This is a genomic window from Streptomyces sp. NPDC001315, assembly GCF_042896175.1.
In the GTDB taxonomy this organism is placed as follows: Bacteria; Actinomycetota; Actinomycetes; order Streptomycetales; family Streptomycetaceae; genus Streptomyces.
This window is the reverse complement of the sequence record NZ_JBIAWZ010000026.1, coordinates 80,947-95,418: the sequence shown is the minus strand read 5'-3', so window position 1 is coordinate 95,418 and position 14,472 is coordinate 80,947. Positions and strand designations below refer to the sequence as shown.

General features: G+C 70.5%; 13 protein-coding genes and 1 pseudogene. 9 read left to right on the top strand and 5 right to left on the bottom strand.

The genetic code is table 11. The features are described 5' to 3' along the window. Window positions 1–397 precede the first annotated feature (397 nt). Window positions 398–1,360 carry an NAD(P)H-dependent flavin oxidoreductase gene (locus ACFY16_RS38210; protein ID WP_390651826.1) on the top strand — a complete coding sequence of 321 codons (963 nt, stop codon included), beginning with the start codon at window positions 398–400 and terminating at the stop codon, window positions 1,358–1,360. 35 nt (window positions 1,361–1,395) lie between these two features. Here the strand turns inward: ACFY16_RS38210 and ACFY16_RS38205 are convergent, their stop codons facing one another. After that, window positions 1,396–1,884, bottom strand: a complete 489-nt coding sequence (locus ACFY16_RS38205; protein WP_390651825.1) for a DUF6083 domain-containing protein — start codon at window positions 1,882–1,884, stop codon at window positions 1,396–1,398. Window positions 1,885–2,538: 654 nt separating this feature from the next. Between ACFY16_RS38205 and ACFY16_RS38200 the strand changes: the two genes are divergently transcribed. Further along, the gene (locus ACFY16_RS38200; protein ID WP_390651824.1) at window positions 2,539–3,024 is read left to right on the top strand and encodes a DoxX family protein; all 486 of its coding nucleotides are present in this window, start codon (window positions 2,539–2,541) and stop codon (window positions 3,022–3,024) included. 454 nt (window positions 3,025–3,478) lie between these two features. Further along, window positions 3,479–4,174 carry an alpha/beta hydrolase gene (locus ACFY16_RS38195; RefSeq protein WP_390651823.1) on the top strand — a complete coding sequence of 232 codons (696 nt, stop codon included), beginning with the start codon at window positions 3,479–3,481 and terminating at the stop codon, window positions 4,172–4,174. 59 nt (window positions 4,175–4,233) lie between these two features. Here the strand turns inward: ACFY16_RS38195 and sigJ are convergent, their stop codons facing one another. Then, window positions 4,234–5,157 carry an RNA polymerase sigma factor SigJ gene (gene sigJ / locus ACFY16_RS38190; RefSeq protein WP_390651822.1) on the bottom strand — a complete coding sequence of 308 codons (924 nt, stop codon included), beginning with the start codon at window positions 5,155–5,157 and terminating at the stop codon, window positions 4,234–4,236. A gap of 146 nt (window positions 5,158–5,303) precedes the next feature. On the opposite strand from sigJ, the gene ACFY16_RS38185 reads away from it, so the two are divergent. Together ACFY16_RS38185 and ACFY16_RS38180 are read left to right on the top strand one after the other, a co-directional pair. After that, the gene (locus ACFY16_RS38185; RefSeq protein ID WP_390651821.1) at window positions 5,304–5,822 is read left to right on the top strand and encodes a nuclear transport factor 2 family protein; all 519 of its coding nucleotides are present in this window, start codon (window positions 5,304–5,306) and stop codon (window positions 5,820–5,822) included. After that, complete coding sequence (locus ACFY16_RS38180) at window positions 5,819–6,451, top strand: LUD domain-containing protein (RefSeq protein ID WP_390651820.1); 633 nt, start codon at window positions 5,819–5,821, stop codon at window positions 6,449–6,451. The genes ACFY16_RS38185 and ACFY16_RS38180 overlap by 4 nt, the downstream gene beginning before the upstream one ends. 247 nt (window positions 6,452–6,698) lie before the next feature. Here the strand turns inward: ACFY16_RS38180 and ACFY16_RS38175 are convergent, their stop codons facing one another. The 3 genes from ACFY16_RS38175 to ACFY16_RS38165 form a co-directional block, all read right to left on the bottom strand. Continuing rightward, window positions 6,699–7,949: an MFS transporter gene (locus tag ACFY16_RS38175; protein ID WP_390651819.1), complete on the bottom strand. Its 1,251-nt coding sequence runs from the start codon at window positions 7,947–7,949 to the stop codon at window positions 6,699–6,701. Further along, the gene (locus tag ACFY16_RS38170; RefSeq protein ID WP_390651818.1) at window positions 7,946–9,106 is read right to left on the bottom strand and encodes a PLP-dependent cysteine synthase family protein; all 1,161 of its coding nucleotides are present in this window, start codon (window positions 9,104–9,106) and stop codon (window positions 7,946–7,948) included. Before ACFY16_RS38170 ends, ACFY16_RS38175 begins: the two co-directional genes overlap by 4 nt. 126 nt (window positions 9,107–9,232) lie before the next feature. Next, complete coding sequence (locus ACFY16_RS38165; protein WP_390651817.1) at window positions 9,233–9,670, bottom strand: hypothetical protein; 438 nt, start codon at window positions 9,668–9,670, stop codon at window positions 9,233–9,235. Window positions 9,671–9,923: 253 nt separating this feature from the next. Here ACFY16_RS38165 and ACFY16_RS38160 point away from each other — a divergent pair, with 253 nt between their 5' ends. The 4 genes and pseudogenes from ACFY16_RS38160 (at window position 9,924) to ACFY16_RS38145 (ending at window position 14,424) form a co-directional block, all read left to right on the top strand. Continuing rightward, the gene (locus ACFY16_RS38160; RefSeq protein WP_390651816.1) at window positions 9,924–10,346 is read left to right on the top strand and encodes a hypothetical protein; all 423 of its coding nucleotides are present in this window, start codon (window positions 9,924–9,926) and stop codon (window positions 10,344–10,346) included. 391 nt (window positions 10,347–10,737) lie between these two features. Further along, window positions 10,738–10,921: pseudogene (locus ACFY16_RS38155) on the top strand (carbonic anhydrase); the annotation flags it as partial. A gap of 134 nt (window positions 10,922–11,055) precedes the next feature. After that, entirely contained in the window at window positions 11,056–12,528 is a 1,473-nt protein-coding gene (locus ACFY16_RS38150) for a SulP family inorganic anion transporter (protein ID WP_390651815.1), read from the top strand. A gap of 855 nt (window positions 12,529–13,383) precedes the next feature. Then, the gene (locus ACFY16_RS38145) at window positions 13,384–14,424 is read left to right on the top strand and encodes a cation diffusion facilitator family transporter (protein ID WP_390651814.1); all 1,041 of its coding nucleotides are present in this window, start codon (window positions 13,384–13,386) and stop codon (window positions 14,422–14,424) included. The last annotated feature ends 48 nt before the right edge of the window (window positions 14,425–14,472 follow it).

The window sequence follows — 14,472 nt, the reverse complement described above, 5'->3', positions numbered from 1 at the left end:
CTCAGCCCGGTCGACTACGAGCGGCGATCGAGTACGCTCGAACTCGCCGCATAACAGGATGAAACGGTGTCCACTCGTCGGGTGGAAGTCCCGATCGCCCGACCGGCCAGTGCCACGGTGCCCGCCTCGGCCAGGTACCGGTAGCACCGGATTCCGTGGACTCCAACGATCATCTTGCCCCCTCGGTCCGGCACGGACGCCGCCCCCGAGGGAAGCGTTGGGTACGGGCGACGGCGGCAGCGGTCGAATCCGCGAGCACGCTTCGGCTCCGTGGCGTGACTCGACGGGTCTCGCACAAGTTCGTGTATGGCTGGCATGCCCACTGCGGGACCGCGGAAAGGCGCCGGTTGCCCTGTTTTGATGCCCGGCGCGCCGGTGAGGGACGATGATGTCCTCCATGGCGTTGAGAACGGCGTTCACCAAGTTGTTCGGGGTGCGGCATCCGATTGCGCTGGCGCCGATGGGCGGATCGGCAGGCGGCGCGCTGGCGGCGGCCGTCTCTCGCGGCGGTGGGTTCGGCATGCTGGGCTCAGGCAATGGTGACCCGGAGTGGCTGGCCCGCGAACTGCCACTCCTCGCTGACCGTGGTGGGAAGCCGTGGGGTGTGGGTTTCCAGACCTGGGCGATCGATGTGAACGCAGTCGACCGTGTGCTCGAGCACAAGCCCCGGGCGGTGATGCTGTCGTTCGGCGACCCGAGCCCGTTCGCCGAGCGCATCCGTGCAGCGGGCGCGGCACTGATCATTCAGGTCACCGATCTGGACGAGGCGCGGCAGGCGGTGGACCTGGGCGCCGATGCCATCGTGGCGCAGGGTACGGAGAGCGGAGGGCACGGCGCGCGAAACGGGCGGTCCACGTTGCCGTTCGTGCCGGTCGTAGTGGACCTGGCGGCACCGGTGCCCGTGCTCGCGGCCGGCGGGATCGCCGACGGGCGCGGTGTGGCCGCGGCGCTGGCCCTGGGCGCCGCCGGGGCACTCATCGGCACCCGCTTCCATGCCACGCACGAGGCACTCACCGATCCCACGGCCCTCAACGCGATCCTGGCGGGGCGCGGGCAGGACACCGAACGCAACCGTGTGCTGGACATCGCCCGAGGCTCCTCGTGGCCGTCCCGCTACACCGCCCGCACTCTCGGTCACCCCTTCCTCGACCAGTGGCGGGGCCAGGAGGCCGAACTCGCGGCCGACCACCACGCCCAGCACGACTACCGCGATGCCGTCAGGCGAGGCGATATCCCTGCGCTGCCCGTGTGGGCCGGCGAGGGCGTCGACCTCATCAACGACCTGCCGTCCGCCGCCGATCTCGTCGGCGCTCTCGCCGAGCAGGCGGAGAAAGCACTGGCCCGAGCAGGCAGGCAGTAAGCGGAATGCGGAGTTGCCCCCAGCACCCCGCATGTTCAGCCGACATCCGGCAACTCACCTGGAAAACCTTCTTCGTCCACCTTGCGCTGCGCACGGCGCGCGTTCTCGGCGCGGACCGCATCCAGCCACCGCCAGGGCCGGATCTCATCCAAGGCCAGCCCCGGGCAGGCCAGTTGGTGCGGAATGCGGCAGGTGGTCCCGGTCGGCGGCTCGTCCAGTCCGCCGTTCCAGGCCTGCCCGCCGGGGTCGACGTGCCACCGGTGCCCACCAGGAACGAGATGAGCGGGCATGACCAGCCCGGGCTCGAGCAGGACATGCTGCCCGGTGTAGGTGGAGCGACGCTCACCGACCAGACCGCACTGGGGGCACAAGGGCGGGCCGGGTGGTTCGGGCCCGGTGGCGCCGTCGACGGCCGCTTGGGCGCGGTCGACACCCTCCCACGGCTTCCGCGCGTCGGGTGGCGGCTGTCGGTGTCCGTCAGGCCCGGGTAACGGGACAATGCTCGAGTCGCCTGTAACCCCCATGCGTTCGAGGGTGCGGGAACGCTCCGGCGCGGGGGTAGGGCGCGATCCGGGCGCAACGGGAGCAGACACGCGGGGCGCACAGGCGCACTGTGCGGCCGTCCTCATGTGTGCCGAATCCGTTCTGCGGGGCCCACCCGTGCGACAGGGCGTCGACTGCTCGCGTCGCTGGCGGGCCATGCGAATCGTGGCAACGGGCGCCCGGCTCGTGCGGTGTGCTGTGCACGACGTGCGGAACGGTGCCGCTGACGGCATCGCGCGGCGAGCCCCGGTCGGAACGTAGATCGGGGCCTCGTGAGTTCTCGCCGTGCAACTTGGTCATGTCGGCGATCCAGGCCGTAAGGCCCCATAGGTCCAAGCTGCCGGTTGTGCGATTCTCTGTGACCGATGAGGCGCGTGCGACTGCCGTGTCTGCCGAACAACCGGCAGCGCCCAGATGCATGGTCATGGCCGCTGCGGAAGGATCGGTAGGGGTGGTGGTCCGAGCTCTGCGATGCTGCGCAGAGCTCACCGCCGACCTGTGCCTCGGCATCTGTCCGAGCTGGGGGCAACGCCCGATGCGGGGTTCTTACCGGAGGCATTGAAATGCCTACGAAGCGCAACTTGTACCGTCTTTCGAGGCCCAAGGATCCGGTAGCGCACGACACCGTCGTGCCGATGTCGTCCGCCGCCGACTGGGGCCTACTGCTGATCAGACTGACGTTTGGGCTGCTGATGGCCGCACACGGGGCACAGAAGCTGTTCGGGCTCTTCGGGGGCACCGGTCTGACGGCCACCGGCAAGGGGTTCGCAGCCCTCGGCTATCGCCCGGGAAAGCTTTTCGCCCTGATCGGTGGCCTGTCCGAATTTCTCGGCGGCCTCGGCCTGGCTCTCGGCCTGCTGACCCCGCTCGCGGCCGCCGCCATCGTCGGCGTGATGATCAATGCCATGGCCACTGTCACCGGCGCCCACGGCCTGTGGGAGTCGGACGGTGGCATCGAGTACAGCGTTTGCATCGCCGTGGTCGCCCTGGCCGTCGCCGCCATCGGCCCGGGTCGGTTCGCCGTCGACCGGTTCTTCCGCTGGGGCTCGGGCGGCTGGGGCGAGGCCGCCGTCGCCCTTGGCCTGGGCGGTGCCGCCGCTGCGATCACACTGATTCTTTGAACCTGGGGCACCTCGCGGCGCAGCCCGCCGCCGCCAGGGACCGTCGCTCGTGCACGGTCGTGGACATCTGCCGCATCATCCAGGCTGCCGGGCCCCCGGGGGGTGGGTGAGCCGCCACTGTTCGCGACGGCGAGCGGTGTCACCGACGCCCGGGATTCCGAGCGCGTGCGGGCTGGTCGCCGGCGCTGTCGCTGGTGCGGCCGTGCTCGCTGCGGCGCTGATCGCGGGCGAGCTGGTCAGCGGGGTCTGGCTACCGGCCCGCTCCCGCCCGCGGGCGACCGCGCCCGGCGTGGGTGATCATCGTGGTCGCGGCGGTCCGGGCGCCGGCGTGCCAGCTGTTCCGTTTTCTGCCCCCAGTCACGGTCTCGCTGTTGAACCGAACGGGGAAAGCGAAGCGTTCTGCTCTCAGCCAAGACTGTCGCGACTCCGAAGGCATGGACGACAGGATCGTCACATGCAGCCGATCTTCGTTCTCGTGCACAGTCCGTCCGTCGGTCCCTCGACCTGGCACCCCGCGGCCGAACACCTCAAGGCGGCGGGGTACGAGGTCCGGGTGCCGTCCCTGCTGCACATGGGCTCCGGCGCTCCGCCCTTCTGGCCCCGCATCGTCGACGCCGTCCGCGACGACCTCCGGCAGGTTCCGGCCGACAGCCCCGTCACGTTGGTGGCACACAGCAACGCAGGCTTGTTTCTCCCGGCGATTCGCGCGGGCATCGACCATGCGGTGGCCGGCTCGGTCTTCGTCGACGCCGCACTACCGGCCCGCGCCGGAGCGACCCCTGTTGCCTCACCCGAGTTGCTGGAGTTCCTCGGCCCGATGGCTGTGAACGGCAGGCTGCCACGCTGGACCGATTGGTGGGACGAAGCAGACGTCGCACCCATGTTCTCCGATCCGACGGTGCGCCGGACCGTCATCGAGGAGCAGCCCACCCTGCCGCTGTCCTACTACGAGCAGCACATCCCGGTCCCCGACGGCTGGGACGACCACCCCTGCTCCTACTTGCTGTTCGGCCCCCCGTACGACGAGCTTGCCGCCGAGGCGCGCGAACGCGGCTGGCGCGTGGCACACCTGCCCGGCGCACACCTCCACCAGATCATCGATCCCGCCGGCACAGCCCGGCACCTCCTCGAACTCGCCACGACGACTTGATCCACTTCCGGTACACACCCTGGTTTTGTCTTTGACCTCGTTCATCACCGATCACGGCATCAGCCCGCTGTCCAGGGGCGAAGCTTCTCCGGGTTGCGTACCGCCCAGATGTGTGTGATCCGGTCACCGGCGATCCGGAACGCGAACACGGTGACGGTGATGCCGTCCTGCTGGGCGACCAGGCCGGGCTGGCCGTTGACAGTACGCTCCAGCAGCGTCATGTCGGGCGCGACGCGGGCGACGTTGAGATAGGCGTGGGCGATCCGTTCGCGACCCGCGATCGGCCGAAGCAGGGCGCCGACCAGGCCGCCGCCGTCGGCGATCACGGTGGCGTCGGGGTCGAGGAGGCCCATGAGGGCGTTCACGTCCTTCGCCTCCCATGCCCGCTTGAAGTCCCGGACGACGCCGGCCTGCGCGGTCGTCGGTTGTGCCGGAGCCTGCGACGCGCGGATGCGGCGGCGGGCGGAGGAGGCAAGTTGGCGGCAGGCCGCCGGCGTACGGCCGACGATCTCGGCCACCTCGGCGAACGAGTAGCGGAAGACGTCGTGGAGGATGAACGCGACGCGTTCGGCCGGCGTCATGGATTCGAGTACGACGAGGAAGGCCATGTTGACCGACTCGTCGAGGGTGACCCGGTCCGCGGGGTCCGCCGTGACCCCGTCGGCCCACTCCCGGCGTTCGGGAAGCGGCTCGGGTATCCATTCGCCCACGTAGCGCTCCCTCCGCGCCCGAGCGGAGCCGAGCAGATTGAGGCAGATGCGGCTGGCGACCGTCGTCAGCCAGCCGCCCGGCGAGGCGATGGCGTCCCGTTGCCGCCGGTCCATGGCGTACCAGCGGGTGTAGGTCTCCTGCACGACGTCCTCGGCGTCGGCCAGCGAGCCGAGCAGCCGGTACGCCAGATTGATCAACTGACGCCGCTCGCTCATGATCGCGCTCAGGCTCGGATCGGGCTGACCATGTTCCGTCTCGGATCGGTTGGCCATGGTGTCGCGCACTCCCTTGTCTCGTGCCTCGCAACTGTCCTCATCTCTTCGACAAGACAGTGCGCCGGATTGTGAGGTCCGTCCCGTCGCCTCACATTCCGCATGGCTGCGTTGTCGTACCAGGCAAACGGAAACGGAGGAAGCTGATGAGCGACTTTCAGGCGATTGCCGACCGCGTCGAGATCGAGGCGTTGCGCGGTGAGTTCACCGACGCGGCGATGATGCGCGACCGCGCCCGCCTCGCATCGCTGTTCACGCCGGACGGCGTGCTGCGGATGCCCAACGTCCCCATCGAGATGAACGGCTCGGAGGAGATCCGCATCGGGGGCGAGCGGCTGCAGGCGCAGTGGGACTTCTTCGTCCAGAACACGCATCCGGGCACGATCCAGATCGACGGCGACACCGCGACCGGCCGCTCCTACATGCAGGAGATCGCGCGTACGCGGGACGGCCGTCAGGGACTCAACTACGCCATCTACCACGACCGCTACCGGCGCACCCCGGACGGCTGGAGGTTCACCGAGCGGGTCTATGAGGTCAGGTACCTCGACACCACCCCGCTGGCGGGCTCGGCGCCGCGCGCGGCGGGCGCGCCCGACGCCCCGCCGGCCGGGGACCCGAGCGCCCCGCGACCGGGCACACCGCACGCAACTCAGGAGGCATGATGACCATCTCGGCTTCGGCGACACTGTTCACCGATCCGGCGCCCGCCGACCGCTTGGAGCGGGCGGCCACCGCGCTGGCGGAGCACAACTTCACCGTTGAGATCCTCGATGACGCCGCCGCCGCGCGTACCCGCGTCAAGGAGCTGATACCGGAGAACGCCAGTGTGTTCACCGCGGCCAGCGAGACGCTCCGGCTGTCCGGCATCGACGGCGACATCAACACCAGCGGCCGGTACCGGGCCGTCAAGCCCCGCGCGCTGGCCATGGACCGGGCCACCGAGGCCGACGACATCCGGCGGCTGGTCGCCGGCCCCGACGTCGTCCTGGGCAGCGTCGCCGCGCTCACCGAGACCGGCTCCCTCGTGGTCGCCTCGGCCACCGGAAGCCAGTTGCCCGCGTACGCCGGCGGCGCCGGGCGTGCGATCTGGATCGTCGGGGCGCAGAAGGTGGTGCCCGACCTGAGCACAGCGCTGCGTCGCATCGAGGAACATGCCCTCCCGCTGGAAGCCGCCCGCGCCCAGGCGGCGTACGGGCAGTCCAGCGCCATCAACCAACTCCTGGTCCTCAACGCGGAAACCCGTCTCGGCCGGGGCGTCGTTCTGCTGCTCCGCGAGGCCATCGGGTTCTGAGCCGGGCGCTTGACGTCGCTGGTCACTCGACCTGCTGAGATCACTGGGATCCAGTGGCATACGTCGCGGCCGTTCTCCACGCTTCGAGATGTTGCAAGTGCGGCCGGGCAGGTCGACGGCGTCGATGCGGAGGCGCATGCCGACCATCGTCGCGCCGACCGATGAAGCGGCAACGGACCCTCTTGGCACGGGCCGCGGCCGATCCGGGGAAGGCCGACCCGCCGGGTCGGCCTTCCCGACTACTGCGTCAGGCGGCGGCGAGCTGCGCTTGGCGGACGCTCAGTTGCCCGCTGCGTGCGAGCGCCGCGACGGATGCCGCGCACGCCAGCCCGGTGGCGGCCAGAACACACCAGACCAACCAGAGAGCGGCGTGGTCCTCGGCGAAGTCCCAGAGGACTCCGATGGCGAGGTTGCCGAGGGTGATCCCGAGACCGGAGACGGTGTTGTACAGGCCGTAGTGGGTGGCGACGAGGCGGTTGCCGGAGAGCGTGACGACGGTGTCCATCTCGAACGGGTAGACCACCGCGCTGCCTGCCGCCAGCAGCGCCACCGCTGCCACGAGGGAGGTGAGCACTGCGGCGGTGCCTGCGGAGGGGGAGAGGGCCAGCGGCAGGAAGGCGAGCCCCATCGCGGTCAGCCCGCGCACCAGTGCCTGAGCCGGGCTCCAGCGTTGCTTCGCCCAGCCGGTGAGCCTGAGCTGTCCGACGACGGCGACCGCCGCCGAGACGACGAACAGTCCGCTCGTGACCCATGTCCCCCTGGTGCCGAGGACGTTGCTCGCGGCCAGAGGCAGAGCCAGGTAGACCTGGAAGGTCAGGACGTAGGAGCCGATCATCACGGTGGCGAAGAGCAGGAAGGGCCGGTTGGCCACGACGGTGCGCCACTGACCCAGGACGTTGACCGGCGCGGAGCCGGTGGTGCCGCTGCCGCGGGCGGGCAGCGACCGCGCCTGGAGGACGGTCAGGACGACGAAGATCGCGGCGGCGACCATGCAGACTAGGCGGAAGTCGGCGGCCAGCAGGGCGAGTCCGACGACCGGGCCGAGCAGCATGCCGGCCTGGTAGTAGACGTTGAAGGTGGCGAACGCGTCCACACGTCGCTCCCCGGCCTCGGCGGCGAGGTAGGCGCGGACGGCCGGGTTGAACAGGGCGCCCGCGAAGCCGGTGGCCGCGGAGGCGGCGATCAGGGCGGGGAGGTCGTCGACCCAGCCGAGCAGGCCGAAGCCCACGGTGCGCAGGAGGCAGCCGGCCATGATCGGGGCCTTGTAGCCGAAGCGGTCGGCGATGGTGCCGCCGATGAGGAACATGCCCTGCTGGGAGAAGTTGCGTACGCCCAGGACGAGTCCGACCGCCCAGGCCGCCAGGCCGAGTTCGCCGGAGAGGTGGGCGGCCAGGTAGGGCATGAGCATGTAGAAGGCGAGGTTGATGGCGAACTGGTTGGCCATCAGCAGCCGCGCGGTGGGCGGGAAGGAGCGGGTCTGGCGCCACAGGGTCTTCATCGTGCGGCTCCCGCCAGGGGGTGGGCCTGGGTGTCGGTGTCATCTTGGTGGGCTGGGGTGAGGGGGTCGGTGACTTGGGTGCAGCGCGTCCAGCGGGTCACGACCCGGTCGCCGGGGTGGGCGATCTCGTCGGGGTCGTCGACGGGCAGGTGGCCCAGCAGGCCGTGGTCGCGGCAGTACGTGTCGTCGAAGACGGTGCCGATGTACCTCTGCGGGCCGTCGGGGAAGACGGCGACGACGCGGTTCTCGGCGGGCAGGGTGCGGGCCAGCCAGCGGGCGACGAGCGCGACGGCGCCCACGCTCCATCCGCCGGTGGCGTAGTGGTCGCGGGCGAGGCGGCGGCAAGCCCACACCGCTTCAGGGGCGGCGACCCAGTGGACTTCGTCGAAGAGATCGTAGGCGACGTTGCGGGGGTAGATGCTGCTGCCCAAACCGCGCATCAGGCGGTTCGCCGGGGGCTGGCCGAAGATGGTCGACCCGGTGGTGTCCACCCCGACCACCCGCAGGTGGGGGAAGAAGCCGCGCAGGACGGAAGCGATGCCGGCGGAGTGGCCTCCGGTGCCGACGGAGACGACCAGGGTGTCGATGCGGCCGAGCTGCGCGACGAGTTCGTGGGCGAGCGGGGCGTAAGCGGCCACGTTGTCGGGGTTGTTGTACTGGTCCGGGCACCAGGCGTCCGGGTGCGCGGCGAGGAGTTCGTCGACCCGGTGGCGGCGGGCCTCCTGCCAGCCGCCGGTGGGGTGCGGTGTGTCGACGAGGTCGACCTCGGCGCCGTACGCGGTCAGCAGGCCGGTCATGAGGGGTTCCATGCCGGGGTCGGTGACGACGGTGACCGGGTGGCCGTAGGTGCCGCCGGCGAGGGCCAGGCCGAGGCCGAGGGTGCCGGAGGTGGACTCGATGATGCGAGCGCCGTCCAGCAACTGTCCGCGCTCGCGGGCGGCGCGGACCATGTGCAGGGCGGTGCGGTCCTTGATGCCGCCGGGGTTGCGGCCTTCGAGCTTGGCCCAGAAGCCGCGTCCGGCGGCGGTGAAGGGAGCTCCGATCCACAGGACGGGGGTGTCGCCGACCAGTCCGGCCGGGGTGTGCAGGGGGCGCTTGGTGTCGGTCAGCAGTTGGGCAGGTGAGGTGCGGCTTGCAGTGGGGGGTGTCTGTTTCATGGCGTGCTTCTCCCGCGGCCGGCAGTGTCAGTGGATGCCGGCCGTTGAGTGGTGGAAGGAGGCGTAGGGATCGGGAGCCGTCGCCGGGGCATGCGGGTGCCGTCCGGCGTTGCGGCTCAGGGCCGATCAGGTCCGCCACACGCCTAGTCGCGCACGCTCCTGTTGGACGGAGGGGGGTGCGGAAGCCGGGTACCGGGGCGGTTGCTGCCCCAGGGGACCGCGCAGTGCGTCGACGTGTTCGGCAGGCAAAAGGGAGTGGACCCCTGCGGCGAGCGTGATGTCACGCGGCGGCTGCGCGGTCGGCTCGTCCAGGTTCCGGCAGTGCCCTCCGCCGCCCTGTGCGGGGTCCAGGCCCTTGACGGTCGAATGGTCGTCGTCCGGCACTGCCGGCTGCCCGCAGGAAGCGGTGGAGACGACGAGGAGGGCATCCGCGCGGCCGGCGCCCACAGGGGCGGAGCCGTGGGCACAGGCCAGCAGGTGCACCAGTACGGCCAGGAGTACCACGAGCGCCGCCCCGGCCCGTGGCACGGGGCGGCCCTTGTGGCGTGCCGACCAGATCCTCATCACCGCAGACAGTAATCGATCATGCGCATAAAGTGCGCGCGAGGAAGAAGCGTCGACGTGTGCACGGGGGTGCCTCAGCCCGCCAAGGCTTCACCTGCGGGCTGTGCCGGGGGATGTGCGCGAGCTACTGCAGGCCACTTGTCACCAGGTCGCTCATCACCGGAATGGGTGAATTCATCGGTGGATGAGCTCACTCGACGTGCCGACGCCTCCCGCTAGGGGTTCGCTGGCACAAAGCGCACGAGGAGATCCGATGCGGCAGACCACCAGCCCCGCCAGACCCGCGGCGTGCCGCGGCCTGGGCGCCGCGGTCCTGCTCGCCCTCTTCGCGCTGCTGCACGCGATCTTCAGCCCCGGCCCCTCGCACCTTGCCGCCCTCGATCCGGACGGGTGCCGGCAGCGTGCCGCCGTCGCCAGGGAGCACACATCTGATCTGGCGTCGGCCGCCGTGGCGACCGGCCTGGGGGCCGACGGGCATCACGGCGGGGACGCTCCGCCGTCATGCCACGCCTCGGCCCCCGGAGCGCGGCAGCCCGCTGACGTGTCCCCGCTCCACGCGGTGACCGGCACGGCCGCCGACACCGGAGCGGGCTCGGCGGCGTACGGCGGGACGTCCGGTGCGGCGCGCTTCTTCGCATCCGCTCCCTCATCCGGCCCGGCTGTCCTGCGCTGCTGAGCGGCCACGGCCACCCGTCACGATGCCGCCCGATCCGCGGCTTCGCCGGCCGTGACTGTGGCCTGCCGCGCCCGTCTCCTCACCCCGGCAGCAGGAGCTTTGTCATTCCCCTGCCCCCGAAGGCGCTCTTCGGGCAACGGCCGTCCTCGGCGCGGCCTCACGCGTGACCTGCATCGGGCAACCACCTGCCAACTGGGAGATTGCTGCCGCAATGCGGGTTGCGGTGTTGGTCATCTCACCTTTCTCAACCGGGAGTTCAGCATGTGCAAGAGGCATCGGCCGGAAACGTATTGGCGTCGGCAGGAGCAAACCGTCAGGGGTCCAGTGGGGTCACGGCGAATGGCAGCAGCGGTCATGAGGCCGTGCTGCTGCACTTCGCCACGCGTCTGGAATCCGGACTCCGGAACAGCGCCCAAAGATCAGTGACCGGCAGGAGGGGCTCGAGAGGCCGGCCCGAGGGCAGCAGCCCCGGGCACCGTTCATCTCCTGCTCCGACTCCCGGGTGACCCCCCGCGAAGTTCACCGGCGCCCGCCCCGGTGACATCTTCGAGCTGCGCACCACCGGCACCATCGTCGAGACCGGCGCGGTCCTGGCCTGTGCGCCGGGCAGCCGGACCTTCAAACCCCTGTAACCGACCGAGGCACACCTGCCGCACGTCCGTTTCGGTCGCTCGTCACGCGACGTTCCTTCCCTCACCGAGAGAACGCCATGATCTCAACTCCGTCCTCCCTACGGTCCGCTCTGCGAACCGACTTCACCTCCTCCCTCGTCGTCTTCCTCGTCGCCCTGCCGCTGTGCGTGGGCGTCGCCGTCGCCTCCGGCGTCCCGGCCGAACTCGGCTTGATCACCGGCATCGTGGGCGGCCTGGTGACCGGACTGCTGCCCGGCAGCAGCCTCCAGGTGTCCGGGCCTGCCGCCGGGCTGACCGTGCTCGTCCTCACCGCCGTGACGGAGTACGGGCTTCCCGCCCTCGCCGTGATCGTGCCGGCCACCGGCCTGCTCCAACTCGCACTCGGCGCAATGCGGTTGGGTCGCCTCTTTCGGGCGATCTCCCTGTCCGTGGTGCACGGCATGCTCGCCGGCATCGGCCTGGTCCTGATCGCCGGACAGCTGTACCTGCTCGCCGATCGCAAGGCTCCCGGCAGCGGCACGTCCAACGTGGCCGGGCTGCCCGGTCTGGCCGTCGACGTCCTGGCCTCGGGACCGGCGCAGACCGCGGTCGTCATCGGTGCCGGAACCATCGCGGTCATGGTGCTGTGGAAGAAGCTGCCCGGCACGGCGCAGTTGCTGCCCGGCCCGCTCGTCGCGGTCGGCGCCGCCACGGCGGCCACGGTCGTCTTCGACCTGCCCGTCGCGCGGGTCGAGGTCAGCGGTCTGCTGGAAGCGGTTCAGCCGTCGGCGCTCGGTGACTTCGGGAAGCTGGCAGACGTCGGCCTGCTGACCACCATCGTCGCGTTCACGCTCATCGCCTCCGCGGAGTCGCTGTTCAGCGCGGCGGCCGTGGACCGGCTGCACGACGGTCCGAAGACCGACTACGACAAGGAGCTGATCGCCCAGGGGGCGGGCAACACGGTGTGCGGACTGCTGGGCGCGCTGCCGATGACCGCGGTGATCGTGCGCAGCGCCGCCAACGTCCAGGCCGGAGCCCGCACCAAGGTCTCCCGCGTCCTGCACGGCGTGTGGCTCCTGCTGTTCGCCGCGCTGCTGCCCGGCGCCCTCGGCATGATCCCGACCGCCGCCCTGGCCGGTGTCCTCATCCACGCCGGCTTCAAGCTGCTGCCGGTCAAGGAGCTGGGCCCGTTGTGGGGTGAATATCGCGGCGAGGCCGTGGTGTTGGTGATCACGGCAGGGGCGATCCTGGTCACCAACCTGTTCGAAGGTGTCCTGATCGGCTTGCTGCTGTCGGTGGCCAAGGCGGCGTGGGAGACCTCGCACGTTCACATCGACGTCGACACCGTCGGTGAGGGGACGGTCCGGGTGAGCATCCGCGGGCACGCGACCTTCCTGCGCCTGCCGTACATCCTCGACACCCTGGCGCAGCTGCCGGTCGATCGGCCCGTCGAACTGAACCTTGCCGGGCTGCGTCATCTCGACCACGCCTGCATGAGCGCCCTGCAGAACTGGGCCGACCAGCACAACGCCCACATTGTCCAGCCTGAGCGCACCCGCGCCCGGGCCTGAGCGCAGGCCCGTGGGGCGGTTGTCCCGACCGCCCCACGAGCTCGCGGTGGCCGACAGGTCTGCCAGCCGGGGTGTGACACACGGATGGCTGCTGAGCGCGTAGAGCTGGGTGAGCACGTGCCAGTGCCCGGCGGCGGTGAGGTTTCCGCCCGGCGGAGCCGCGTCCTCGATGACGGAGGCGGCCCGGTTGTCGTGCATCACCGCGGTGACGACGTGGCACCGGCAGAGCCGTCCTGCTCCGCCACCGCCGCACAGGCCCCGGGGAAGCGAGTAGGCAGCGTGGTAGGCCAGGTGAGCGATGGACAGCACAGCCGGCAACTGTGCGCCACTCAGGCGCCGCCGAGTCAGCAACACCGCGGCCGTCCCGGCCACGATGACGACCGGGGTGCGTGGCACTGCGCCAGCACATGCCCGGCCAGCGGCAGAAGCACGCACAACACCGCCGGCACGCTCGCCCGCAGCCCGCAGCCCGCAGCCCGCAGCCCGCAGCCCGACTGTCACGCCGGACGCCGGGGAGACGGCTCCTCGCGGGCGGTGCGGACCCCTCAAGGTTGGGGCCTTCGAAAGCCCGCCCACAACCGGACGGGACAGCGACAGTGGACTGGGCGGACTGCACTCGCTGCACGCCCTGGCAGCGTTCCGACCACCCCGCCCCCGCTTCACGACAGGGTCGGCACTCGTGACATCGCCATCCGGCCCATTGCCAAGCTCCGCGCATCCTTGCAGGTCAGAGCCCTGTTACCGCACATGACAACGGTGACCGATGCAGCCTTTGGTGATTGGCGTATCCGTGCGTTTCACTGCGAGTAGGACCGAATAGGGCATCGTCGCAAGACACGAGGGGAAAGCGTCAGCATGAGCGATCATGGCCACGAGCACGCGGCTGGTCCGGGACACGATCACGGGGCCGGCGGACACGCTGGACACTCACACGGTGTCTCGGCGGACGCCGACCGCCGCTGGCTGGCCACCGCCCTCACTCTCATCACCGCGTTCATGGCCGTCGAAGTCGTCATCGGCGTCATCGCCAGTTCACTGGCTCTGATCTCGGACGCGGCCCACATGCTCACCGACGCCGCCTCGATCGTCCTGGCGCTGATCGCGATGCGGCTGGCGGCCCGGCCGGCCAAGGGCGGCTATACCTACGGCCTCAAGCGCGCCGAGATACTCTCAGCCCAGGCCAACGGCCTGAGCTTGCTCCTGCTGGGCACCTGGCTGGCGTACGAGGCGGTGCGCCGGCTGATCTCCCCGCCCGAGGTCCAGGGCGGCCTGATGCTCGCCACCGCGCTCGCCGGCATCGCCGTGAACGTGGTCGCGACCTGGTGCATCTCCAAGGCCAACCGCTCCTCCCTCAACGTCGAGGGCGCCTACCAGCACATCCTCAACGACCTGTTCGCCTTCATCGGCACCGCGATCGCCGCGCTGATCGTCGTCCTGACCGGCTTCGCCCGAGCCGACTCCATCGCCACCCTCGTCGTCGTCGCCTTGATGGTGAAGGCCGGCTACGGGCTGCTGCGGGAGTCCGGCCGGATCTTCCTGGAGGCGGCCCCGGCCAACGTCGACCCCGACGCGCTCGGTGACAAGCTGGTCGCCGAGCCGGCGGTCGTGGAGGTCCATGACCTGCACGTCTGGCAGATCACCTCCGGCCAGGCCGCTCTGTCCGCGCACGTCCTGGTCGAACCGGGTGGCGACTGCCACGCCGTCCGCCGGGACCTCGAAGCACTCCTGCGACACGACTACGGAATCACCCACACCACGCTCCAGGTCGATCACGCACCGGCCCAGGTGTTGCAGGTCGCCCTGCCCGGCGACCGCTACCTGCTGCCCACCGATGACGCCGCGCACTGCGAGGAGGCCCACGGCCCGGTCCACCGGGACGAGCCGCACGAGCACTGAGTGCCCTGTTTCCGCGGGATGGGCGCGTGGGCTCGCGGTCAACTCACG